The organism is Kribbella pratensis (genome assembly GCF_004365355.1).
Lineage (GTDB): Bacteria > Actinomycetota > Actinomycetes > Propionibacteriales > Kribbellaceae > Kribbella.
In genome coordinates this window covers 539,844-563,037 of sequence record NZ_SODP01000003.1, presented here as the reverse complement: position 1 = coordinate 563,037, position 23,194 = coordinate 539,844, and the positions used below count along the sequence as shown (strand labels likewise).

Here is a 23,194-nt window from a genome sequence, read left to right as displayed (position 1 = left end):
ACGCCATCGCGCAGCCTTTTAGTGGATTGGTAGTTGCGGCTTATCCGTCGTGGGGGACGCGCACGGGTGGCGGGCGCAGCAGTGTGGGGGGCAGGCATATCGATATCTCCTGACAAGTCCTTGCGAATCGCTGCATGGGAGGGCCGGCGCCCTGGGCGGGCGCTCGGGAGAGAAGAGGAGAGTAAACATGGCAATCGGGCCAGTACAGCTCATCGCGCTCGGGTTCCAGCATCCCAACTTCCACGGTGAGGTCATCGCCGAACTCGAACGGCTGCGGGAGAGCGACACCGTCCGCGTCATCGACGCATTGGCCGTCTACAAGAGTGCCGACGGCGAACTGGAGGCTGAGCACCTCAGCAACCTGTCCGAGGAGGAGGCGATCGAGCTGGGGAGCAAGATCGGGGCGCTGATCGGCCTGGGCTTCGAGGGCGAAGAGGGCATGGAGGCCGGCGCGGAAGCCGGCGCGGAGGCGGTCGCCGAGCAAGGCGGCATCAACGCGCTCGGCGACGAGGAAGGCTGGGATGTGCTCGAGGACATCCCGAACGACTCCGCTGCGGCGCTCATCCTGCTGGAACACCACTGGGCCGTCCCGCTGCGCGACGCCATCGCACGGGCGGGCGGGTTCCGGATCAGCGACGGCTTCATCAGCCCACTGGACCTCATCGAGATCGGGCTGGTCTCGGCCGAGGAAGCCAAGGAACTGCACGAGATGGAAACCGCGTCCGCCGCCCGCTGACGGGGTGACGCGCGTTCGCTTTCGTACTGGGAGGAGGAAGTACCGATGCTTGGATCACGCAGGGTCGCGCGCCGAACCGGGCGCCGTACCGCGCGGCGCGTCTCCCGCCGCCGCAGGTAGCAACTCGTAGCCGATGAACTGCTCCCCAGAAGTTGGACCGAGATATCCGGTTCCGGCTCCTGGGGAGCCGATAGATGCGTGGGTGCAGTTCCCTACTTCACGACGATTGTGGCGATCATTTCCGGGTGGATGGAGCAGTGGTACTTCACTGTCCCGGCCGTCGTGAAGGTATGGCTGAACGTTTGGCCACCCTGCATCGGTGACGAACTGAACGAGTTGTCGTCGGCGGTCACGGTGTGCGCTGTCGAGTCGTCGAACTTCCACGTCACCTTGCCGCCGACCGAGACTGTCACATTCGCCGGCATGAACGCGAAGTTCTTGACCTCGACCATCGTGCCGCCACCGGCAGCCGGCGAACTACCGCCACCCGCCGACGTCGTAGTCGGCGCAGGAGCCGCCCCACCGCCGTCCGACCCGGAGCCGCAACCACTCATCAGCCCGAGCAAACCAATCACCACAGCGAGAACGACGACCCAACGCCCGGAACCACCAGAAGACTTCTCCGCCCGCCTCATGAGCACCTCACTCAGCGAAAACCCAACGCCATCAGCGACCGAGCCACCAACCGAAGCCCAGCCTTAGGTACGACAAGACAGCACCCAAGGGACGCTACGCCCACACCGTTTCCCTGCAAAGGGATGAATCGGAGCGTCGGCCGACCGCATCCAGCTCGTCGCGCGTGCACGCTGAATCATCCGCCGGGGGTGATGCTGCCGGTCGGGATCGTGATGAGGATGGTTCGGCGGCGGCGTGAGTGCCGTCGCCCGCACCGAAGGGAAAGCCGGTATTCCTGCCCTTCACGACCCGGATCTCCCTGTCCTTCTGGGCCCGGGTGGACTGCACGGATTCGACTGGTTCTGGATCGGGCCGCAGTGTTCGACATCGCGCAGTGGGCGGCGAGCGCGACCCAGCGTAACCAGATTTCCGGCCGGCAGCCCCGGCCGGCCTGACGCGGAGGCAAGACAGGTATGACATCGACGGCAACGGACCCGCGGACCGCGGACGTACTGGTCATCTTCGGCATCACCGGCGACCTGGCCAAGGTGATGACGTTCCGCTCGCTCTACCAGCTGGAGGCGCGCGGTCTGCTCAGCTGCCCGATCGTCGGGGTGGCAGCGGACGACTGGACCCTCGACCAGCTCGTCGAGCGGGCCAGGACGTCGATCGAGGGCACGGGGATCACCATCGACAAGGCCGTCTTCGACAACCTCGCGGCCCGGCTGTCGTACGTCAGCGGCGACTTCGCCGACGCTTCCGTCTACGAACGCGTCGGCGACGCGATCAAGGGCGCCGAGACACCGGTGTTCTACCTGGAGATCCCGCCGTTCCTGTTCGGCCGGGTGGTTCAGGGCCTGTCCGATGCCGGGCTGACCAGCGGTGCCCGGATCGTCGTCGAGAAGCCGTTCGGCCACGACCAGCGTTCCGCCCGGGAGCTGGCCGATCAGTTGCACCAGTACATCGACGAGTCGCAGCTTTACCGGATCGACCACTACCTGGGGAAGATGGGGCTGGAGGAGATCCTGTACCTGCGGTTCGCGAACGCCGTCCTCGAACCGCTGTGGAGCCGCAACTACCTCGAGTGTGTCCAGATCACGATGGCCGAGGACTTCGGCGTCGAGGACCGCGGCCATTTCTACGATCCGGTCGGCGCGCTGCGCGACGTGGTCGTCAACCATTTGATGCAGGTGGTCGCGGCTGCCGCGATGGAGCCACCGTCGCGCGGCGATCCCACCACCCTCAAGGATTCGACCACCACGCTGTTCCGTGCCGTGGAGGAAGCCGATCCCGCGCACTACGTCCGTGGCCAGTACGACGGCTACCTCGGCATCGACGGGGTCGCGAAGAACTCGACCACCGAGACGTACGCCGCTCTGCGCCTCGACATCGAGAACTGGCGGTGGGCCGGTGTACCCTTCTTCATCCGGACCGGCAAACGGCTGCCGGTGACGCAGACCGAACTGCGCCTAGTGTTCAAACGGCCCCCACGGCTGGGCTTCGGTCCTAGCGGCCACATCGCCGAGCCGAACCAGTTGGTGATCAGGCTCGACCCGACCACCGGAGTCAGGATCCAGGTGGACGCGCATCGTGCCGACGCGGCCCGGATCAGGCCGATCGAGCTCGACATGGAGTTCGGCGAAGAGGGTGGCGAGGGTCCCACGCCGTACGAGGTTCTGCTGCACGCGGCGATGACCGGCCAGAGTACGCGGTTCACGCGGCAGGACGCAGTCGAGGAGACGTGGCGGGTGATGCAGCCGTTGCTCGACGCATCGACGCCGATCCACAGCTACAAACCGGGAACCTGGGGCCCGGCCGCCGCCGATGAGGTGCCGGCCGGGTTGGGCGGTTGGCGGATGCCCTGGATCGGACACTGAGCAAGCTCGGCCGTCTCCCCAGGTGGGTAGGCGGCCGAGTTCATGGCCGAGATGGGATTGCCCGCTAGCCGAGGCGCTCCAGCAGGTGGTCACCGACCCGCAGTGCGTTCGCGATCGCGGTCAGCGCCGGGTTCACGGCACCGATGCTCGGGAAGAAGCTCGTGTCGACGACGTACAGGTTGTCGACCTCGTGCGCCTTGCAGTCGGTATCCAGGACCGACGTCGCCGGGTCGTGCCCGAACCGGACGGTGCCGGCCTGGTGCGCGCAGCCCGCGACCGGGATGTCGTTCTTCATGTAGACACTGCGAGGGATCAGGTGGTGCGGGTGCATACCGAGCCTGCCCAGGTTCTTCTTCACCCGCTTGTACAACTGCTCCAGCGGCTCGGTGTTGTTCGGTTCGTAGCTCAGTACGACGTTGCCGTCCGCATCGAGCGTCACCCGGTTGTCCGGATCGGGCAGGTCCTCGACAGACAACCAGAAGTCGACGGCGTGCTCGGCGACGTCGCGCAGCGCGAACGTCGGGGCGATCAGCGTTTCGAGCGGCTTCTCCCCGCGGTACATCGGAGCCGACGACTTGCCGACCATCTGCAGGTTGCCCATCGGGTAGTCGAAGTCGGCATCGCCGAAGTAGTAGTCGTTCATGCCGAGCGTCTTCTGGAACCGGGTGTCGTTCTTCTCGGTCGAGACCGCCAGGAACGCACGGCTGTTGTGGAACACGTAGTTGCGACCGACCTGGTCGGACCCGTTCGCGAGCCCGTTCGGATGCCGATCGCTCGCACTCGCGAGCAGGATCCGGGCCGAGTTCACCGCACCGGCCGACAGTACGACGACGTCGCCGCCGAACCGCTGTTCCGCGCCGTCCACCTCGGCGACGACCGCTGTCACGGTCCGCCCGGTCGCATCGGTCTCGAGACGCCGTACGACGGCATTTCGCACGAGCGTCACGTTGTCGTGCTCGATAGCGGGCCGGACGGCAATGACGTCGGCGTCCGACTTCGCGTGGACCAGACACGGGAACCCGTCACAGGTCGCGCACCGAACGCACGCGCTGAACGCGGGCCGGCTCTCGTCCAGCATCACCCCGCACGGCGCGTGGAACGGGTGCAGCCCGACCGCGGTCATGTCGTCGAACAGCTTCTGGATCCGCGGCTCGTGCGAGACCGGCGGATACGGGTACGGCGCCGACGCCGGCGGATCCGTCGGATCCTCGCCCCGGGCGCCGTGGACCTGGTAGAGCTGCTCGGCCTGCGTGTAGTACGGCTCCATGACGTCGTAGGTGATCGGCCAGGCAGGCGAGATCCCGCCGTGGTGCTTGAGCTCGGTGAAGTCGCGCTCGCGCAGCCGGTACAGCGCGGCGCCGTAGAACTTGGTCGCGCCACCGACGAAGTAGTGCACCTGCGGCTGGAACGGTCTGCCCTCGCCGTCGAACCACTGGTCCTTCGAGACGTAGCGGTTGTCGACGAACACGGCCGCGGCGTCCCAGTTCTCCGCTTCCCGCGGCAGCCAGTCACCCCGCTCCAGGATCAGCACCCGCTTTCCCGACGGCGCGAGCCGGTGGGCGAGGGTGCCGCCGCCTGCTCCCGATCCGACGATGATGACGTCGTACTGCTCGGCCATGGCTGTCCTCCTAGTTGTTGCCGGCCGATGGGGTCGAGTGGCCTCGGTCGACCTCGATGTGCGGGACGTCGGCGGAGTCGTCCCCCCAAGCGATCCGCTGTGGTGCGGTGGACCACTCGACGGTCGCGGCATGGTCGCGGTCGAAGTAGTCCCAGGCCCAGGACATGAACGCGTCGGCCTTGCTGTGCGCACCGCTCAGCAGCATCGCGTGCACACCGAGCCAGGCTGCGAAGGCCAGCGGGCCCTCCAGCTGGTGCCGGCGCTTGCCGACCTCGGCGACGGCGGCGTTCCGGCCGATCATCGCCATGATGCCTTTGTCCTTGTAGTGGAACGGCTTGGCCTTGTCCCCGTGCAGTTCGCGCAAGATGTTGTCGGCCACCCACACACCCGACTGCTGTGCGACCGAGCCGAGCTGCGGCAGGGTGCTGCCGTCCTTCGTCGGGATGTTCGCGACGTCGCCGATCGCATAGACGTGCGGATGCCCGTCCACGCCGAGATCCGGCCGTACGTCGATCCGCCCGCCGCGTCCCGTGGGCAGCCCCGTCGCGCTGCCCACGACGGACGCAGCCGACTCACCGCCGCCCCAGATGACCGTCCGGGTGCTGATCGTGGACCCGTCGTCGAACTCGACCCGGTCCGCGTGCACCGCGGCGACTCCCGTCTCCAGTCGCGGGTCGGCGCCGTGCTCGGTGAGCCGCTTGCGCGCGTACTTGTGCGACTTCTTGGAGAACGCACCGAGCAACTTCTTGCCGCGGTCGACCACGGTGATCGTCCCTGGCTTCGAGATCCGTTCCGTGGCAACCAGCGCGGCCATCAGTTCGGTCAGTGCTCCGGTGATCTCGACGCCGGTCGGGCCGCCGCCGACCACCACGACGTCAAGGGCCCCCGCTGATTCCGAGCCGGTGTGGATCGTCGACTGCAGGTGCTGCCGCAACCGCTCCGCGTCGGCGACCGAGTAGAGCGGGAACGCGTGCTCGGCCGCGCCCGGTACTCCGAAGTACTCCGGTCGGGCGCCCGCCGCGATGACCAGGTGCGTGCCGGTGATCCGGTCGCCGTCGGACAGCGTCAGAGTGCGGTTCGCGACGTCGATCGTCGCGACGTCCGCGGTGTGGATCTCGACTGTCGGGTGCTCGCGGAAAATAGTCCGGTGCGGCCGGGCGATGTCCTCGGCCGGCAGTTGGGACGTGGCGACCTGGTAGAGCAACGGCTGGAACTGGTGATAGTCGTTGCGGTCCACGAGCGTGACCCGGACCCCCTCGTCCCCGAGGCGGTGCGCGCACCCGACCCCGGCCAAGCCTCCGCCGAGTACCACGACGTGCGGGCCTTCCTCCGGCTGCGCGGTCACAGTGACAACTCCTCCCGGAAGTCGGCCAGGATGATCCGGCCGGCCGCCCCGATCAGGGCCAGGTGCGAGAACGCCTGCGGGAAGTTGCCCAGGTGCCGGGCCTTGTCCACTTCGTACTCCTCGGCGTACAGACCGAGCGGGGACTGGATCCGCAACAGCCGCTCCAGCTGGCTCCGGGCGCGGTCGAGCTCGCCGATCATCGCGAGCGCGGAGACCAGCCAGAACGAGCAGATCAGGAACGTGCCTTCCTTGCCGGACAGACCGTCGTCGGTCTCGTCGGTCTTGTAGCGCAGGACGAACCCGTTCTCGGTCAGCTCGTTGTCGATCGCCTCGACGGTCGCCCGCATCCGCTCGTCGGTGGCCGGCAGGAAGCCGAACAGCGGGGCCAGCAGGATCGACGCGTCCAGCGCGTCGGTGTCGTAGTGCTGACGCAGGATGCCGCGGTCGCTCACCCCGTGCTCGAGGATGTCCTCACGGATCTCCTCGGCAGTCTTCGCCCACAGCTCGGCCAGGCCCTCCTCGTTGCGGATCCGTGCCAGCTTGGACGCACGGTCCAGGGCCACCCAGCCCATCAGCTTCGAGGAGACGTAGTGCTGAGGTGCTCCGCGGGCCTCCCAGATGCCCTGGTCGGGATCGTGCCAGGTCGCGATCGCGCACTGCGCCTGCGACTCGACCAGCGGCCAGAGCCGGCGCGGCAGCCGCTTGCTCCGGACGGTGTGCAGCAGCACCGAGTCCAGCACCGCGCCGTACACGTCGTTCTGCCGTTGATTGTAGGCGCCGTTGCCGATCCGCACCGGGCTCGCGCCCTCGTAGCCGGTGAGGTCGTCGCGGGTCGTCTCGGCCAGGTCGCGGCGGCCGTCGATGCCGTACATGATCTGCAGCGCGCCGTCCGGGTTCGGCTCCAGGTCGGCGACGTACTGCATGAACTCGTCGGCCTCCCAGTCCAGGTTCAGGTAGTGCAGCGCCTGCAGGGTGAACGTGGTGTCACGGATCCAGGTGTAGCGGTAGTCCCAGTTGCGTTCGCCGCCCGGTGTCTCCGGCAACGAGGTGGTGAGCGCGGCGATCGTCGATCCGGTCGGCATGTAGGTCAAGCCCTTGATGGTCAGGGCCGAGCGTTCCAGCGGATGCCGGAACCGGTGGTCGGGGATCCGGGCCCTCGACAGCCAGTTGCGCCAGAACACGATCGTCGCGTCGATGCGTGCCACCGCGTCGTCCAGGTCGGCCGGTGACGCCAGTCCGTCGGCCCACGAGAGTGCGCAGTACGCCTTCTCGCCCTTGGAGATGACGTGCCGGGCCCGGGCGGATCCGCCCTCGATCCCGATCAGCATGCCGGTGCTCAGCCGGAAGGTCTGGCCGGCGCCGGACGCGTCCGCGGCGTGCATGTCGTCGCCCACCATCGTCCACTCGGCCGGCACCCGGCCGTAGTCGAAGGCCGGCTCACAGACGAGTTCGATCTCCACCGCGCCGTCGAGGCACTCAACAGTCCGGATCAACATGTGGTCCGCGTCGACGTCGGCCGGTGGCCGGGTGTGCGGGGTGACGGCGTCGGGTCCCTGCGACGGTCCCATCGTCAGTGCGTCGTGGACCAGCAGCCAGCCGGCCGGCGTGTGCCACGTGGTCGTCATCACGTTCGTGCCCGGCACATACATCCGAGCCGTCGGCTGGTTGATCCCGTACGGGCCGAACCGGAACGACCCGGCGCCGCGATCGAGCAGGTTCCCGAACGCACTGGGCTGGTCGAACGCCGGCAAGCAGAGCCAGTCGACCGACCCGTCCGGGGCGACCAGCGCGCCGGTGTGGCAGTTCGAGAGGAAGGCGTAATCGGCGATCGGCGGGAACGGTGAGGTCGAGGTCATAGCGAGGGCTCCTTCACAGACGGCGGGCCTGAATCCACCATGTCCGGCCGGCCGGAGCGACGAATCACCCGCCAGTGATGATGATTGGACGGTCGCCGATGTCCTCGGTCCCCTCTTCGGGGAGCAATGCGCGCTGGTGGAGCACATAGAGCAGGACGAACCCGGGTACGACGATCAGCAGTGCCAACCCGACCGCCACGAGCAGCGCCAGCAACGTGCCACTAGGTGCAGCGGCCGCCGAGACGGTCAGGCTCTCCGGCAGGAGGAACGGCCACTGGGCGATGCCCCAGCTGACGATGATCCCGGCCACCGCGAGTACGGCGAGAATCCGCGCACCACGGGCGGCGTACCTCATCAACAGCACCAGCGCGCCGACTCCGCAGACCACACTGAGGATCGCGCTCGGAAGCGCTCTCGACGTCAGGCCGTCGAAGACGTGCGACGCCTTGGCGTTCAGGACGAACAGGCCGACGACCGCGACCACGGCAGCGGCAACGGCACTCACCACCGCCCGGCGGCGGAAGTACTCGCCCATCGCGTACTCGCGGAAATGCCGGGCGTCCCAGACGAGGTACACGGCCGCCAGGTACGCCGCGACCACGACCGCGAGGATCCCGGTCACCAACGAGACGGGGTTGAGCCAACTGTCGATCGGATCGCCGGCCTTACCACCGGAGGGCACGTGACCCGACGCGATGCCACCCGCGATCGCCCCCATGCAGAACGGCACGAGCACCGACGACAACGCGAACGCCCCGCCGAAGATCCGCCGGGAACGCAGCGTCACGACCACCTTGCGGAAGGCGAAACTCGCGCCCCGTAACACGATCCCGAGCGCGGCCAGTGTGAACGGGACGAACATCGTCAGCATGATCGACGCGTACGCCGACGGGAACGCGGACCACGTCACGACGAAGATGAAGATCAGCCAGACGTGGTTCGCCTCCCACACCGGGCCGATCGACCGCTCGATCACGGCCCGCGGTTGCGCACCACGCGCGGACCCGCCCGCGGTCAGGTCCCAGAACCCGGCGCCGAAGTCCGCGCCGCCGAACACGGCGTAGGCCGCAAGGGCGAGGAGCAGCACGATGCCGATCGTCGTACTCATGGCGTCCGCTCCTCGACCGCCTCAGAGGTCTCGCCGGCCGCGGCCGGCTCCGTGGGTCCGTACGGCGTGTCGCCCTCGACGAAACCGCCTGCCCGGCGGAAGCGCCGGCTCATCCCTCGCAGCACCAGGATCGTCGTCACGCCGAGCGCGGCGTACAGCACGAAGACGGCGATGAACGTGATCCAGACCCCGGAGTTCGCGGTTGCCGCCTCTTCCACCTTCATCCGGTTGTAGACGATCCACGGCTGCCGACCGACCTCGGTGACGATCCAGCCCGCCTCCATTGTGATCACCGCCAGGACGCCGGTGCACGCGGCGATGCGGAGGAACCATCTGCTCTTGGGCATCCGGTGGCGGACGAGCCACGTGACGCCGTACCAGACCGACAGCAGGAACAGGGCGGTGCCGAGCCCGACCATGACATCCCACGCCAGGTGGACGGTGTCGGTCTCCCGGACGGTCGGGCGCTGGTCGACCGGCACGCTGCTCAACCCCTGCACGACGGTCGATTTGCCGGTTGCCGGATCCGACAACCACGACGCCAGCCCCGGGATCGGGATCCCACCCGAGATCGTGCCGGCCGCCGTGAGCCGCCCGAGCAACGTCTCGGGTACGTCGGAAGCCGTCGTCGGCACCAACTCGATCGCGGCGAACTTCACCGGCTGGTTGGCGTACACCCACCGGGCCAGCGCATCACCGACTCCCATCTGGATCGGGGTCATGATCGCGGCGACCGTGAACGCGATGGTGAATCCGATCCGGTGGTAGCGGTCGTTCCGGCCGCGCAGCATACCGGTCGCGTACACCGACGCGACCAGGAAACCACCGACCAGGTAGGCCGCGATCACCATGTGCGCGGCCTGCAACGGCATCGCGTCGTTGAAGATCACCTCGAGCGGCTCGACCTTCGTGATCTCGCCGTTCGCGTTCATCGTGAAGCCGGCCGGCGCGTTCATCCATGCGTTGGCGGCGACCACCGAGATCGCGCCGAAGACACCGGCGAGCACGATCGGTACGCCGGTCCAGAAGTGCGTCCACGGCTTCAGCCGGCGCCAGCCGAAGATGTAGATCGCGACGAAGATCGCCTCGGTGAAGAAGAACAGCCCTTCGAACGCGAACGGGATGCCGAACGCGTCGCCGTAGATCCCCATGAACCGTGGCCAGAGCAGGCCGAACTCGAAGCTCAGCACGGTCCCGGTCACCGCACCGACGGCGAACGTCACAGCCATGTACTTCGACCACCGTTGTGCAAGCACCAGCGCGTCGTGGTCGCCGCGCTTGATCGCCCGGTAGTTGGCGATCAAGGTCATGAAAGCCCAGGACACCCCGAGCGGTACCAGGATGATGTGGAAGGCGAGGGTGAACGCCATCTGAGCCCGGGCCCACGGGACCGGGTTCACGGCGGCCGCGACGGCCATGGTGACTGTCTCGCTCACGATCATCCGAGCCTCCCGGCGCGACCCGGGCTCGGTCCCCACGCCGCGCCGTCCCGAGTCTTCGGGGATCGGACTGCGGCGGCATCATCCGGTGGGAGTGATTCGTCAGACCAGGTTCAGTACCGGGCTGGTGACGTCAGGTGAAGACGTTGACTGCGCGGGCTACGACGAGGCCGACGACGGCCAGGGAGATCATCGATTGCAAACCCATGGCCATCTTGGCCCACAGGGCGAGGGGCATCACGTCGGTCGGGCTGAACGCGGTGGATGTCGTCATCGCCAGGTACAGGTAGTCGCCGAAGCCGGGGCGCCAACCTGGTCGGGCGACCTCCGGGCTGAGCTGCTGCGTGAAGGCGAGGTCGAGGTACCGCGGCATCCGGTGGGCGCGTTTGGCGGCGCCGCCGGCGTCCAGTTCCCAGTACAGCAGGGCGAACACGATCAGGTTCGACAACCACACGACCCCGCCGGCCGCGAGTAGTGCCTCGGGTGAGTTCGTCATCGACCCGCCGCGGATCAGCACCGCGATGAGCCGCACAGTCGCCACCATCGCGTCCAGCACAAGCAAGGCCACAACCACGATCGACACACCGCGCAGGAGCGACGACCGCTTGTCGATCCGCCCCGGATCCCGTGCGATCAGCACCGCCAGCAGCACGATCTCGACCGCCGGCAGCACCCACACCGGCGCCAGCCGCATCTCCTTCGGCCGCGCGAGCGTCAACAACATGGCCACCAGTACGGCGGTCACGCTCGGCCACCGAACCTCCCCCCGGACCGGCTGCCCAGACTCCCCGCCGCCGACAGCATCCGTAGCACCCACCCAACCCACTTGTCCGGTCAGTCGTTGGCGCGGGTCGGGGTGCTGGTCATCGGCAGGGCGCCGCCCTCGGCGGCCTCGAGCTCGTCCTTGTCGGGCAGTCCGCGTACGGCTCCGATGATCGCCACGGCGATTGCGGCCCCGATCATCGGGCCGGCTACATAGATCCACCACCCCGTGTAGTCGTTGCCGACGATGTCGGGGCCGAGGGTGCGGGCCGGGTTCATCGACGCGCCGCTGATCGGGCTGGCGAACAAACCGAGCAGTGCGACCGTCGAGCCGACCGCGATGGCCGCGTTGTGGCCGATGCTACGGCCGCCGGTCGCGGTGTTGAGGATGACGCTGGCCAGGATCACGGTCAGGACGGCTTCCATCACCAGCGACTTCCACTCCCCGCCGGGAGTGTTGATCGGGTAGTTCCCGCCCGCGCTGACGTGGCCGAACATCAACTGCAGGAACAGCGCGGCACAGATGGTGCCGGCGAATTGGACCGCCCAGTACGGCAGCACCCATTTGGCGGGAAACACTCCCCGGGCGGCGAAGGCGAAGGTCACAGCGGGGTTGATGTGCAGGCCCGACAGCGGGCCCCAGGCGTAGATCATCGCCATCACCACGGCCCCGGGCGCGATCACCGCCGCGGTCCTGCTGATCGGTGCGTTGCCGACGTAATGATTGATCACACCCGACCCGGCCGCCACCGTCACCAGTACGAAGGTGCCCAGGAACTCGATGATCAGCCGGATCCACAACGGCCGTTGCCGCAGGGTGTCTTCCTCGAACCGGACGAAGTACCGGCGCCCGAGTGACGCCCTGTGCTCTGCATCGGGATCGATAGCGGGTTCTGCCATGGCAATCATCCATTCCTGTCGGCTGTCCGGGCGGACCGCACAGGCTCGATTTCAGATGTCGGTGGTCGCTTCGGCTCTGCCGTCGTCGACGGCGCTCTGGAACGCGACGTAGTCGCGCTCGTTCTGGTCGGCGTAGGTTTCGGCGAAGTCGGCGATCGCGTGGTCGAAGGCGTCCGAGCCGCCGAGGTAGGCGGCCAGGGCGACGCGATCGCCGGAACGAGCGTGAGCGCGGGCCAGCGTCCACCCGCACACGCGGGCATAGACCGCCATGCCCGAGGGACCCGCTTGCTCGATCGGGAAGGAGAACTTCCAGTCCTTGAGTTGACGAACGTAATAGTCGCGGTCCACCCCGTCCGGACCTGGCGTGTGGGTCCAGCCGAGGAAGATGTCGCTTTCAGCCTGCATCAGGCGCTGTCCAGCGACCACGCGCTCGCCTTGGTTCGTGTACCGGCTCCGCCCGCAGTACTGCACGAGGACCGACGGCTGCGCCTCCTTGGCCTGCAGGAACACCGGTTCGACTCCGTCTCCGCTGTCCATCAGCACGATCCAGGCCCGGGTGCCGACGCTGCCCACGCCGACGACCTTCCGGGCCGCCTGGACCAGCGTGAACTCCTCGAGCATGCGCCGCCGATCGGACTGCAGCGTACGCCGGTACTTGCCCAGCACGGTGCGGATCTGCTGATACACCGCACTGGCCTGCACATCGGCGAAGAGCTCCTCGACAGGGACGACCATCGGTGGGGCACTGATGATCCGCCGACGGCCCTCGACCACCGTGGTCAGCTTGTGCAACGCCTGGGTGCTGTCGCGGGTGTGGGCCTTGGCCAGCATCTTCTCGGTGGTCTTGAAACCCTTGGCCTTCATCTGGGATCGGAACTGCCCGATGGCATCTTCGATGTCCAGATGCGCGTACCACACCTCCAGGAACGTCTGCTCCGCGAACTCACGCATCGCCTTCCGGTAGGCCTTCACCGCCGCGAGGACGATCTTCCGGCGACGCTTTCGTCCGAACCCGTTGTCCCGTCCCGCCACTGCCAGGCTCGCCGCCAAGCGCTTGACGTCCCATTCGAACGGTCCGGGCAGCGTCTCGTCGAAGTCGTTGACGTCGAAGACCAGCTCTCGCTCCGGTGATGCATACGCGCCGAAATTGGACAGGTGCGCATCTCCGCACAGCTGCACGTGCAGTCCCGAGGTGGGCGTCGTGGCCAGGTCGGCCGCCATCGGCAGCGCGGCCCCCCGGTAGAACGTGAACGCCGACACCAGCATCCGCCCGTGCCGGATCGGCACCAGGTCCGGGACCCGCGACTTCGACTGCTCCAGCAGCAGCCCCACAGGATCCCGCGATCCGCCGGGCTGGAACTCGGCGTGCGACTCCCGCGGAGTGACGCTCCGCGCATCCATCCCCAGGGCGACCCGGTCGGCACGGCTCAATTGCCCGAGTGTCCCGGCCCGCTTCGAATCTCCACGGAACGCCCGCGCGGCGGGGCTCGCTACTCTGCCACCCCCGGACTTCACAGTCATAGATCCCCCTGCCGCCCGCGCCGTCGAGAAAAGCCGAACCAGATCCAGCGGATCGTGGCGGGCGTACGCCCCAGACTGATACCGAGAGGTGCAGCGCGGCATCACCCCTGCGGGGTGACCGGAGACCGAACTTGGCGGCGTCAAGGCATACAGCGGTCGCGCCGCGTGGCAGGGCCGCTACGACACCGGAGAGCTGAACCAGTACGCCGGAGATCACCCGGCCGGGAGGATGCGTCGATCGCCCACCAGGTGGAAGGTGGAGGCGGCTGAGAGGAGTCCGTCGTGTCGATCGGTCCATCCTGTTCGGATTCGGTCGGACAGTCGCGAGGTGAGCCCGGACTGTTCTCTCCCCGGAGTCGGGTCTGATGACCGACTCACAACGCCCCGCAGGGGGTTCAGCCGCGGTCAGCCGGCCGTCCTCTGAGCCGCTGGCCGGTCCACCGGCGATGGACCCGTCCCAGGTCATCCGTTCGAAGCAGTACCTGATCGCGCTGGTGCTCGCCGCGATCCTCGGGATTCCGATCTCGGCGGCCGCCTACGGTTTCCTGGCCCTGGTCGGCGCGATCCAGGATTCCTTGTTCGACGATCTTCCGCAGCAACTCTTCACCGGTGGCGTGCCCGCGTGGTGGCCGGTGCCCTGGTTGGCGCTGTGTGGAGTGTTGACCGGTTTGACCATCCGGCACCTGCCCGGCAACTGCGGGCACTCCCCCGCCTTCGGGTTCAAGACCGGCGGGGGCCCACCGGTTGACCGGGACCTGCCCGGCATCATCCTCGCCGCCCTGACCACCCTCAGTCTCGGCGCCGTCCTGGGACCCGAGGCTCCCCTCATCGCTATTGGTGGCGGCCTGGCGGCGCTGACCGTGCATCTGGTCCGGAAAGACGCTCCGCCGATGGCTGTGACGATCATGGCGGCGGCGGGCAGCTTCGCGGCGATCAGCACCCTGCTCGGCTCCCCCGTGCTCGGCGCATTCCTGATCATGGAGGCTGCCGGCGTCGGGGGTGCGACGCTGAGCTTGGTGGCGCTGCCAGGACTACTGGCCTCCGGCGTCGGCGCTCTGGTCTTCGTCGGTCTGGACAACTGGACGGGACTCGGCCGCTTCTCGCTGTCCCTGACGTCCGTGCCGCCGGCGGTGGATCCAACGGTCGCCACGATGGCCTGGGCACTGGCCATGGGCGCGGCCGGGGCCCTACTGGGCTGGGTGATCCGCTGGATCGGGTTGTCGCTGCGTCCGGTCGTGCACGTGAACCGGGTGCTGGTGACGGCGGCTCTTGGCCTTCTCATCGGCCTGACCGCGATGGCCTACCAGCTGATCTCCGACCGCAGCTTCACCCAGGTGTTGTTCTCCGGCCAAACTGCGCTGCCCGAACTGGTCGAACACGCCTCGGACTATTCGGTCGGTGTGCTGATCCTGCTCGCCGCCTGCAAGACCCTCACCTACGGGCTCTCGCTGAGCGCGTTCCGTGGCGGACCGATCTTCCCCGCCATGTTCCTCGGTGCGGTGCTGGGTATCGCCGCGGGTGGGTTGCCCGGCATGAGTCTCGCGCCGGCGATCGGCATGGGCATCGGAGCCATGTGTGCCGCGATGTTGCGGCTGCCGATGACCTCCACGCTGCTGGCCACCCTGCTGCTCGGTGCGGACGGTGTGACCGTGACACCGCAGGTCGTAGTGGCTGTAGCGGTGGCCTTCGTCATCACCAACCTGCTCCCGACCCCGGGCAAGAAAGCCGCAGCACCTGCCGGCCCGACGCCATGACCCGTTATCGGCGTGAGGTGCGGCTTCGGGTGCAGGTGCGGTACCAGCCGTAGGCGAGGAGGGCGCAGATGGCGCCGTTGAGGGCTCCGGCGCCGACGTCGGTGAGGTGGTGCATGCCGCGGTACACCCGTGAGAACGCCACCATCGATGGCATCGCGAGGCAGAGAACCACCGTCGTCCAGCGCAACCACTGGTTTTCGATGCCCAGCGCGAGGAGGGCGAACGCGAAGTACAGGCCGGTCGACGCGCCGACGTGGCCGCTGGGGTAGCTCGCGGTCGGTGGTGACGGGTCGAGCCTGTCCACCTGCGGGCGGTCGCGGTCGACGACCTTGGCCGAGATGACGAAGATCAGGCCCTGCAGGGCGATCGCTACCGGTGCGACGAGTGCGAGGCGCAGGTTCCGGGTCCGCCACAACAGCAGGGACGACACGACGATGCACACCGCGATCACGCCCGCGGTGTTGCCGATCTGCGACCACACTGCGGTGATCGTGTTCCAGGTTCCGCTCCGGTCGGCGGCAAGGCCCCTGTTGACCGCCTCTTCGCTGTGGGAGATCCCGTCGAGTGGTCCCTTCAGCGCCAGCCCGATGCCGATGATGAGTCCACCGAGCGCTACGCCGGGTGCGACGGCCCGGGTGAGGAGGTGGACGCCGTCTTGCCGATGAACCCGATCCATGAGGAGAACATAATGCCTAGACCGAGGATGTACCCGGCAAGGATGTCGGACGGGAAGTGCGCGCCGATGAAGAGCCTGTCCAGGCCGACGATCACCGGCACGACGATCGCGAGTACGACGGCGCCGCGGCGCTGGGCGGCGGACAGCAGCGGCCAGAGCAGGAAGACCAGGACGCCGGCCGCCAAGGTGATGTTCAGAGCATGACCGGAGGGAAACGAATAGCCCTCGGCATGCGGCACCGGACCATCGACGACCGGCCGGGCGCGCTGCGTGATCGGCTTGGAAAGGCCGCCGATCCCCCAGCCGACCATCATCGTCACGAACGCCCACAACGCCCGCCCCGTGAGCTTCTTGGACGTCCACACCCAGGCCGCCACCGCGGTCGCCACGAGGTACACGAAGATCGGCTGGCTGACGAGCTGGATCACGGTCAGCGCCGGCAGCAGCCCATGCCGAACGCTGAACCCGGTGGCCGCCCGGCTGGCAGCGTCGTCGGCTCTGATCAACGGATCGAACTGCTGTCGCACCGCCAATCCCAGGAGCACCACAGGCAGCGCGAACGCCAGCATCGCCAGGACACCACGGATCAACCGCCAACCCCGCGCCCGGACGACCGCCGTCACGCCCGTCCGCCGCATCGCCATGGTCAACCAGTACCCCATCGAGTCCGGAATCAAGGCCAACTCGATGATCTGTACTGTGAGGGCGGTCCTGACGAAAGGGAATCGGGTGCAGGTCGTTGTCGGTGCGGGTGCCGTCGGGAGTGTCGTAGCCCGGCTACTGGTCGAGCAAGGGGAACGGGTTCGGGTGATCACCCGGTCCGGGAGCGGGCCGGACGGCGTCGAGCGGATCGCTGCCGATGCCAGTACGGAGCTGACGAAGTACGTCGACGGAGCGACGGCGATCTACTCGTGTGCGGGGCCGGCGTACGACAAGTGGACTTCGCAGTGGCCGCCGCTGGGTGCGGCGTTGATCGGAGCGGCGGAAGCGTCAGGTGCGGTGCTCGTGACGACCGGGAACCTCTACGGGTACGGCGCTGTCGACCGGCCGATGACGGAGGATCTGCCGTTGCTGCCCAACACCGTGAAGGGGCGAGTGCGGACGAAGCTCTGGACCGATGCGCTCGAAGCGCATCACGCCGGGCGGATTCGTACTGCGGAGGTGCGCGGGTCGGACTACCTCGGCGCCGGCGCGGTGTCGCCGTTCAGTGTGACCGTGTTGCCGAAGGTGATCGCCGGTAAGCGCGGGATGATGCCGGGCGACCTGGACGCGCCGCACAGCTGGACGTACGTCGGTGACGTCGCGCGGACCTTGATCGCCGTCGCGGGCGACGAAAGCGCGTGGGGACGCGCCTGGCACGCGCCGACTCCGGGGCCGGTGTCGGTCCGCCACCTCGCCGACCGCGCCGCCCTAATGGCAGGCGCACCGAAGGCAAAGGTGGCCGCGATGCCGGGCTGGATATTGAAGCTGGCCGGGTTGGTGGATCCGTCCGCGCGGGAGATGGTGGAGATGCAGTACCAGTGGCAGCGGCCGTTCGTGCTCGACTCCACCGCCGCAACTGTTGCCTTCGGCCTCCAACCGACGGCGACCGACGACGCACTCCGGGAAATGATCGGGAAGGGCAAGTAATGAGCTCCAACAGGCCACGCCGCGGGTTTCGCCGCCTCATCGTCACGCTGGTCGTGCTGGCGGTGCTGGCGGTCGTAGTGGACCGGATCGCCGCGGTGGTCGCGCAGAACCAGCTCGCCTCGATGGCCACCAAGGAGGCCGCGAAGTACGACGTACGCTCGGCCGACACCTCGGTGAAGATCGGGGGCTTCGGGTTCTTCCCGCAGCTGTTCAAGGAGAACTTCTCCAAGGTCACGCTGACGATGGGACAGCCGAAGCTGTCCAGGATCCCGGGTGAGAAGCTCACGGTCGATATGCACAACGTGCATGTGCCGCGCTCACTGCTGACGCAGCAGTCCGGTGCGGTGACCATCGACGCGACCGACCTGCGACTTCAGTTCTCGCCGCGCGAGTTGAGCAGGCTCGCCGTCGCGGCCACCGGGCTGCAAGGGCTGAGCGTCGTCGCGGTCGACGGCAAGCTGCACGCCAAGCTGACGCTGGGCGGATCCAGCGCTGACGTACCGATCACTCCGCAGATCAGCAACGGCCGCCTGGCGTTGTCTGTCGACCAACTGCCGGACGGCATCCCGGCCGTCCTCCGGACCGCGCTGCAGAACCGCCTGGCCGACGGCATCGAGATCCCGAAACTCCCGTTCGGCGCCCAGGTCACCGGGGTCAACGTCCAGGACAATTCCGTCATCCTCACGGCCGCCGTACAGGACCTGAAGTTCAACTCCTGACTCCCTTGGGTTGCGATGGTTCGCGATATATCGTCGAACTATCGCAATCACTTTCGTAGGGACGGGTGGTCGAGATGACCGGATCGGCGTTCGCCGCGGGCTGGCCTTGGCAGCAGTTCGCGCGGCATTGTTCGAACTTCGACGACATTGTTGAGGAGTTGCGCGCGGCGATGACCGGCGCACGACGCGGGCACCGGGGGCACGAGCAGCGCTTCGGGCCGCAGTGGGGGATGTTCGGCGGCGGGCAGATGTTCGGTCCGCCGTGGGGTCCGCCGCCGCGGTGGCGCGGTCCGAAGGCCCGCAGGGGTGACGTTCGGGCGGCGATCCTCGCCGTACTGGCCGAGCAGCCGATGAACGGCTACCAGATCATCCAGGAGATCGCCGAGCGCAGCGGCGGCGTGTGGAAGCCGAGCCCCGGCTCGATCTACCCGACGCTGCAGCAGCTCGAGGACGAGGGCCTGGTGACGGCGGACGCCGAGGTCGGCCGGCGGACGTTCCAGCTCACCGACGAGGGTCGTGCGTACGTCGCCACGCACCAGGACGAGGTGTCCGCGCCGTGGGAGGCGATGAGCGCTCCCGCCGACGACGAGAACGGTTTCAAGCCGGTGCTCGGGCAGGTCGCGAGCGCGATGTGGCAGATCATGGCCAGCGGTACGCCGGAACAGCAGGCGAAGGCCCGCGAGGCGGTCGGTGACCTGCGCCGCAGGCTGTACGGCATCCTCGCCGAGGACGACGACAGCCCCGAGAACAACGAGCAGGAACGGGCATGACATCGGCGGACCGGGGCCGATCCCATCGGGGCGGTCCCGGCGCCCGCCGCGGGCGCGAATGGCAGGGCTGGAACGGGCCTGGCTGGAACGGATCGGGCTGGAACGGCCCGGGGGACTGGCAGCAGAACGGCTGGGGCGGTCGCGGTTGGGTCGGCGACTGGCGCGAGATCGGATTCGACGAGCCGCAGGACGCTCGGCGCCACAACGACGTACCTGCGAAGCGGGTGCGGATCGGCGACGCCGAGCGGGATCAGGCCGTGTCGTTGCTCAGTGATCACTTCGTCGCCGGGCGGCTGACGCAGGCCGAGTTCGAGGAACGCAGCGAGCAGGCGACACGATCGCGGTACAACGACGAGCTCGAGCCGCTGTTCGACGACCTGCCGACCTCTCGGGAGCTGCAGGTCGCGCAACACGGCCCGGCCGGCGTGCGACGCAGGCCCGGTCCACCGCCGCCGTTGCTGATGCTGATGCCGTTCCTGATGATCGGCCTGGTGATCAGCTCGGTCGCCCTGACCGCGCCGTGGTTGCTGTGGGGCGTGTTCTGGATCGTCCTGATCAGCGGCATGTCCAAGCGCCGCTGGCACAACAACTACCGTCGCTGACGGGCCCGCGGGATCTCCTCCGCAAACTCGACGACGAAACCGTCCGGGTCGGCAACATGGACCGTCCGATGTCCCCACGGACGGTCCGCCGGCCCGCTCAGCACCTGCACGCCGGCCGCGACCAGCCGCTCGGCGTACGCGTCCACGCCGTCAACCATCACCACCACTTCCCCACCCGCGCCCGGCGTCACGCCACGCCCGGTCAGCCACTCCGCACGCCGCCGCTCGTACAACGCGAACCGCACTCCCCCGGCGTCGAACTCCGCATACCCCGCATCGGTGAACTTGTACGCGAACCCCACCACATCCCGATAGAACGCCACGGACCGCTCCAGCTCCCCGACGTACAAAATGACGTACCCGATCTCCATACCGGCAATTGTCGGCGCCGGTCCGTAGGGTCGCGGTCATGTACGACGGAGTGTTGATTCTCGAGAGCCTGAAGGTCGGGACCGAGCTGGACGGGCTCCAGTTGGGGGTGCGGAAGATCAGCCGGACTGTCGTCGGTAATGCGTCAGCCGATCAACCGTCGGTGTGGTCTCTGCTGGAGTTCGAAGTGGAGCGCGGGGAGGAGTTGGCCCAGGTGTTGTCGCGAGTGCTCGACAGTCCCGGTTGGTACGCCGACTTCCATGACGACCGGGAGATCTTCGTGGTGTTTCCGGGGCGCGTGTTCCGGTATCGGCGGGGAGACGACCGGGCGCGGGAGGAGGCGAAGGAATTCGGGCGCGGCTTGGCGATTCCGGAGCCTCAGTTGGACTGGACGAGGTAGTTCTGGGAGAGGATCTGGTCATGGCGAAGGTGCGGGTCGAGAACTTTACGATCACTCTGGACGGGTACAGCACGGGGCTCGGGCAGCGGATGGATGCGCCGTTCGGGGATCGGATGGAGGGGCTGCACGACTGGATGTTCGCAGCCTTCGAGGACCGTGATGCCGGGCGGGGCGGGATCGACGCGGAGCAGGTGAGCCGGTATCCCGAGGGCTCCGGCGCGACGATCATGGGGCGCAACATGTTCGGGCCGTTCCGCGGTCCGTGGGAGGACGAGTCGTGGACCGGGTGGTGGGGGCCCAACCCGCCGTACCACCACGACGTCTTCGTGCACACGCACCACCTGCGTCCCGACCTGTCGATGGAGGGCGGCACGACGTTCCATTTCACCGACGAACCGGTGGAGAAGGTGCTGGACCGGGCTCTTACCGCGGCTGACGGCAAGGACGTGGTGATCGGAGGCGGCGCGACGACCGTCCAGCAATACCTGCGAGCCGGCCTGATCGATGTCCTCCATGTCGTCGTCGTGCCGATCCTGGCCGGCGCCGGCGAGCGGCTGCTCGACAACGTGACCGATGCCCTAGGCAACTACAAGGTCGCGAGCACGATCACCTCACCGCGGGCAACTCATGTGGAGATCGTTCGACGATGACGACAGTACTTCGCTACGCGGCATTCACCTCCGATCCGGCCGGTGGGAATCCGGCCGGGGTGGTGCTCGACGCCCGGGGTTTGGACGACCAGGCGATGCAGGCGATCGCCGCGGAGGTCGGGTACTCCGAGACTGCGTTCGTCGTCGACGGATCGGTGCGGTACTTCTCGCCCAAGGCCGAGGTGCCGTTCTGCGGGCATGCGACGGTGGCGACCGCGGTCGCGTTGGCGGAGCGGGACGGGCCGGGCGAGTTCGTGTTCTCGACCCAGGCCGGGCTGGTGCCGGTGACGGTGGACGACGGCCTGCGCGCGACGCTCACCAGCGTCGAGCCGTCCGTCGAGCCGGCCGGGGACCTGACCGATGTCCTCGACATCCTGCGCTGGAAGGCGACGGACCTCGACCCGGACCTGCCGGCCAGGATCGCGTACGCCGGAGCGCGGCATCTCGTGCTGAGTACGGCGACCCGGCAACAACTTGCCGATCTGGACTACGACTTCGATCGCCTGCTGGCGTACATGCTCGAGCGCGACCTGACCACGCTGCAGCTCGTGTGGCGGGAGTCGCCGACCACGTTCCACGTGCGGGATCCGTTCCCGGTCGGTGGGGTCGTCGAGGATCCGGCGACCGGTGCGGCCGCGGCCGCGTTCGGCGCCTACCTGCGCGAGCTGGGGCTCGGTCAGCCCACGATCACGCTGCACCAAGGCGACGACCTGGGTCGGCCGAGCCTCATGACGGTCGAGCTGTCAGATCATGACAACCGCGTGCGGGTCAGCGGCAACGCCGTGCCGATCACGGCACCCGCGTGAGCCACTCCTCGGTGCCGAACTTCTCCGCAACCCGTTCCTGGGCGAGCTCGACGGTCGCGTCGTCGATCGTCGCGCCGTCCAGGCCGTAGCGGTTCCGGAACGTCCCGACCATCCGCGAGATCACCTCCGCACGCTCGAGACCGGTCTGGCTGCGCAGCGGGTCTACGCGCTTGTTGGCGCTCGTGGTCCCCTTGTCGGACAGCTTCTCCCGGCCGATCCGCAGTACCTCGAGCATCTTGCCGGCGTCCATGTCGTACGCCATCGTCACGTGGTGCAGCACCGCGCCGCCCGCGAACCGCTTCTGCGCGGCGCCTGCGATCTTTCCGGCGGGTGACGTGATGTCGTTGATCGGCTGGTACGTCGCCGCGATGCCGAGATCGTTGAGCGCGCCAATGACCCAGTCGTCGAGGAACGCGTACGACTCGATGAACGACAGCCCCGAGACGAGCGACTCCGGAACGTAGAGCGAGTACGTGATCGTGTTCCCCGGCTCGACGAACATCGCGCCGCCGCCGCTGATCCGCCGTACGACGGTCACGTCGTGCCGGGCCGCGCCGTCCAGGTCGACCTCGTTGCGCAGCGACTGGAAGCTTCCGATGATCACCGCGTTCGACGCCCACTCCCAGACACGCAGCGTCGGCGGACGTTCACCGGACCCGACCTGCTCGGTCAGTACTTCGTCGAGCGCCATCTGCAACGCGGGCTCCCGCGGTACATCGTGCACGAACTCCCACTGGTGGTCACGCCAACCGGTTGCCCCGGTCAATGCACGCCGTACGGCGACCGCGACCGCCTCCGGGGAGAACCCGAGCATCTCGACGCCGTCGCCCAACACGCCACGCACCCGCGCGGCGATCTGCGCCGCGGGCAACGCGATCGGCAGGCCGGCCAAGGCGCCGTTGATCCGCTCGAGCGCATCGTCCGGTTCGAGGAAGAAGTCGCCGGAGATCTGAGCGGTCCGGACATGTTCGTCGACCACATCGAGATCCGCCACAACGAGCTTCCCACCAGGCACCTTGTACTCACCATGCATACTCACCAA

Annotated in this window: 23 protein-coding genes; 10 read left to right on the top strand and 13 right to left on the bottom strand. The window is 67.9% G+C overall.

The window, feature by feature from the left end:
- Window positions 1-187: 187 nt before the first annotated feature.
- On the top strand, window positions 188-736 hold the full coding sequence (locus EV653_RS30465; RefSeq protein ID WP_134107854.1) for a hypothetical protein: 549 nt from the start codon (window positions 188-190) through the stop codon (window positions 734-736).
- A 212-nt stretch (window positions 737-948) separates the two neighbouring features.
- On the opposite strand, the gene EV653_RS30460 is transcribed toward EV653_RS30465, so the two are convergent.
- On the bottom strand, window positions 949-1,371 hold the full coding sequence (locus EV653_RS30460) for a cupredoxin domain-containing protein (RefSeq protein WP_134107852.1): 423 nt from the start codon (window positions 1,369-1,371) through the stop codon (window positions 949-951).
- Between the two features lie 453 nt (window positions 1,372-1,824).
- On the opposite strand from EV653_RS30460, the gene zwf reads away from it, so the two are divergent.
- The gene (zwf, locus tag EV653_RS30455) at window positions 1,825-3,228 is read left to right on the top strand and encodes a glucose-6-phosphate dehydrogenase (RefSeq protein ID WP_134107850.1); all 1,404 of its coding nucleotides are present in this window, start codon (window positions 1,825-1,827) and stop codon (window positions 3,226-3,228) included.
- Between the two features lie 64 nt (window positions 3,229-3,292).
- Here zwf and EV653_RS30450 read toward each other — a convergent pair whose 3' ends face one another.
- The 8 genes from EV653_RS30450 to EV653_RS30415 all read right to left on the bottom strand — a co-directional run bounded on the left by EV653_RS30450 (window position 3,293) and on the right by EV653_RS30415 (window position 13,687).
- Window positions 3,293-4,846 (bottom strand): GMC family oxidoreductase, encoded by a 1,554-nt coding sequence (locus tag EV653_RS30450; RefSeq protein WP_134107848.1) that lies wholly within the window; start codon window positions 4,844-4,846, stop codon window positions 3,293-3,295.
- Between the two features lie 10 nt (window positions 4,847-4,856).
- Window positions 4,857-6,191 carry an NAD(P)/FAD-dependent oxidoreductase gene (locus tag EV653_RS30445; RefSeq protein ID WP_134107845.1) on the bottom strand — a complete coding sequence of 445 codons (1,335 nt, stop codon included), beginning with the start codon at window positions 6,189-6,191 and terminating at the stop codon, window positions 4,857-4,859.
- The gene (locus EV653_RS30440; RefSeq protein ID WP_134107843.1) at window positions 6,188-8,047 is read right to left on the bottom strand and encodes a glycoside hydrolase family 15 protein; all 1,860 of its coding nucleotides are present in this window, start codon (window positions 8,045-8,047) and stop codon (window positions 6,188-6,190) included. The genes EV653_RS30445 and EV653_RS30440 overlap by 4 nt, the downstream gene beginning before the upstream one ends.
- A 64-nt stretch (window positions 8,048-8,111) precedes the next feature.
- Window positions 8,112-9,155: a cytochrome d ubiquinol oxidase subunit II gene (locus EV653_RS30435; RefSeq protein ID WP_134107841.1), complete on the bottom strand. Its 1,044-nt coding sequence runs from the start codon at window positions 9,153-9,155 to the stop codon at window positions 8,112-8,114.
- A complete protein-coding gene (locus EV653_RS30430) occupies window positions 9,152-10,597 on the bottom strand; it encodes a cytochrome ubiquinol oxidase subunit I (protein WP_202871900.1) in 1,446 nt (481 codons plus the stop codon). The genes EV653_RS30435 and EV653_RS30430 overlap by 4 nt, the downstream gene beginning before the upstream one ends.
- Before the next feature lie 130 nt (window positions 10,598-10,727).
- Entirely contained in the window at window positions 10,728-11,339 is a 612-nt protein-coding gene (locus EV653_RS30425) for a DUF1345 domain-containing protein (RefSeq protein WP_202871899.1), read from the bottom strand.
- A gap of 89 nt (window positions 11,340-11,428) precedes the next feature.
- Window positions 11,429-12,256 carry an MIP/aquaporin family protein gene (locus EV653_RS30420; protein ID WP_166679622.1) on the bottom strand — a complete coding sequence of 276 codons (828 nt, stop codon included), beginning with the start codon at window positions 12,254-12,256 and terminating at the stop codon, window positions 11,429-11,431.
- A gap of 51 nt (window positions 12,257-12,307) precedes the next feature.
- Window positions 12,308-13,687, bottom strand: coding sequence for a DUF2252 domain-containing protein (locus EV653_RS30415; protein WP_238160540.1), 1,380 nt, complete (start codon window positions 13,685-13,687; stop codon window positions 12,308-12,310).
- A gap of 455 nt (window positions 13,688-14,142) precedes the next feature.
- On the opposite strand from EV653_RS30415, the gene EV653_RS30410 reads away from it, so the two are divergent.
- Window positions 14,143-15,531, top strand: a complete 1,389-nt coding sequence (locus EV653_RS30410) for a chloride channel protein (RefSeq protein WP_134107835.1) — start codon at window positions 14,143-14,145, stop codon at window positions 15,529-15,531.
- Between the two features lie 4 nt (window positions 15,532-15,535).
- On the opposite strand, the gene EV653_RS30405 is transcribed toward EV653_RS30410, so the two are convergent.
- Together EV653_RS30405 and EV653_RS30400 are read right to left on the bottom strand one after the other, a co-directional pair.
- Window positions 15,536-16,207, bottom strand: coding sequence for a phosphatase PAP2 family protein (locus tag EV653_RS30405; RefSeq protein ID WP_134107833.1), 672 nt, complete (start codon window positions 16,205-16,207; stop codon window positions 15,536-15,538).
- Entirely contained in the window at window positions 16,144-16,890 is a 747-nt protein-coding gene (locus EV653_RS30400) for a phosphatase PAP2 family protein (RefSeq protein ID WP_166679621.1), read from the bottom strand. Before EV653_RS30400 ends, EV653_RS30405 begins: the two co-directional genes overlap by 64 nt.
- Window positions 16,891-16,936: 46 nt before the next feature.
- On the opposite strand from EV653_RS30400, the gene EV653_RS30395 reads away from it, so the two are divergent.
- From EV653_RS30395 to EV653_RS30380, 4 genes are all read left to right on the top strand, one after another.
- Complete coding sequence (locus EV653_RS30395; protein WP_238160539.1) at window positions 16,937-17,836, top strand: NAD-dependent epimerase/dehydratase family protein; 900 nt, start codon at window positions 16,937-16,939, stop codon at window positions 17,834-17,836.
- Window positions 17,836-18,555 carry an LmeA family phospholipid-binding protein gene (locus tag EV653_RS30390; RefSeq protein ID WP_134107827.1) on the top strand — a complete coding sequence of 240 codons (720 nt, stop codon included), beginning with the start codon at window positions 17,836-17,838 and terminating at the stop codon, window positions 18,553-18,555. The genes EV653_RS30395 and EV653_RS30390 overlap by 1 nt, the downstream gene beginning before the upstream one ends.
- Window positions 18,556-18,629: 74 nt before the next feature.
- Window positions 18,630-19,325, top strand: coding sequence for a PadR family transcriptional regulator (locus tag EV653_RS30385; protein ID WP_134107825.1), 696 nt, complete (start codon window positions 18,630-18,632; stop codon window positions 19,323-19,325).
- Window positions 19,322-19,927 carry a DUF1707 SHOCT-like domain-containing protein gene (locus EV653_RS30380; protein ID WP_134107823.1) on the top strand — a complete coding sequence of 202 codons (606 nt, stop codon included), beginning with the start codon at window positions 19,322-19,324 and terminating at the stop codon, window positions 19,925-19,927. The genes EV653_RS30385 and EV653_RS30380 overlap by 4 nt, the downstream gene beginning before the upstream one ends.
- Here the strand turns inward: EV653_RS30380 and EV653_RS30375 are convergent.
- Window positions 19,915-20,298 carry a VOC family protein gene (locus EV653_RS30375; RefSeq protein WP_202871898.1) on the bottom strand — a complete coding sequence of 128 codons (384 nt, stop codon included), beginning with the start codon at window positions 20,296-20,298 and terminating at the stop codon, window positions 19,915-19,917. The two genes, EV653_RS30380 and EV653_RS30375, sit on opposite strands and share 13 nt — an antisense overlap.
- Window positions 20,299-20,336: 38 nt before the next feature.
- Here EV653_RS30375 and EV653_RS30370 point away from each other — a divergent pair, with 38 nt between their 5' ends.
- The 3 genes from EV653_RS30370 to EV653_RS30360 are packed head-to-tail and all read left to right on the top strand — an operon-like array spanning window position 20,337 to window position 22,152.
- Window positions 20,337-20,696: a hypothetical protein gene (locus tag EV653_RS30370; RefSeq protein WP_134107821.1), complete on the top strand. Its 360-nt coding sequence runs from the start codon at window positions 20,337-20,339 to the stop codon at window positions 20,694-20,696.
- A gap of 20 nt (window positions 20,697-20,716) precedes the next feature.
- Entirely contained in the window at window positions 20,717-21,346 is a 630-nt protein-coding gene (locus tag EV653_RS30365; RefSeq protein WP_134107819.1) for a dihydrofolate reductase family protein, read from the top strand.
- A complete protein-coding gene (locus EV653_RS30360) occupies window positions 21,343-22,152 on the top strand; it encodes a PhzF family phenazine biosynthesis protein (RefSeq protein WP_134107817.1) in 810 nt (269 codons plus the stop codon). The genes EV653_RS30365 and EV653_RS30360 overlap by 4 nt, the downstream gene beginning before the upstream one ends.
- Here EV653_RS30360 and EV653_RS30355 read toward each other — a convergent pair.
- A complete protein-coding gene (locus EV653_RS30355) occupies window positions 22,136-23,185 on the bottom strand; it encodes a lipoate--protein ligase family protein (RefSeq protein ID WP_134109332.1) in 1,050 nt (349 codons plus the stop codon). The two genes, EV653_RS30360 and EV653_RS30355, sit on opposite strands and share 17 nt — an antisense overlap.
- Between the last annotated feature and the right edge of the window lie 9 nt (window positions 23,186-23,194).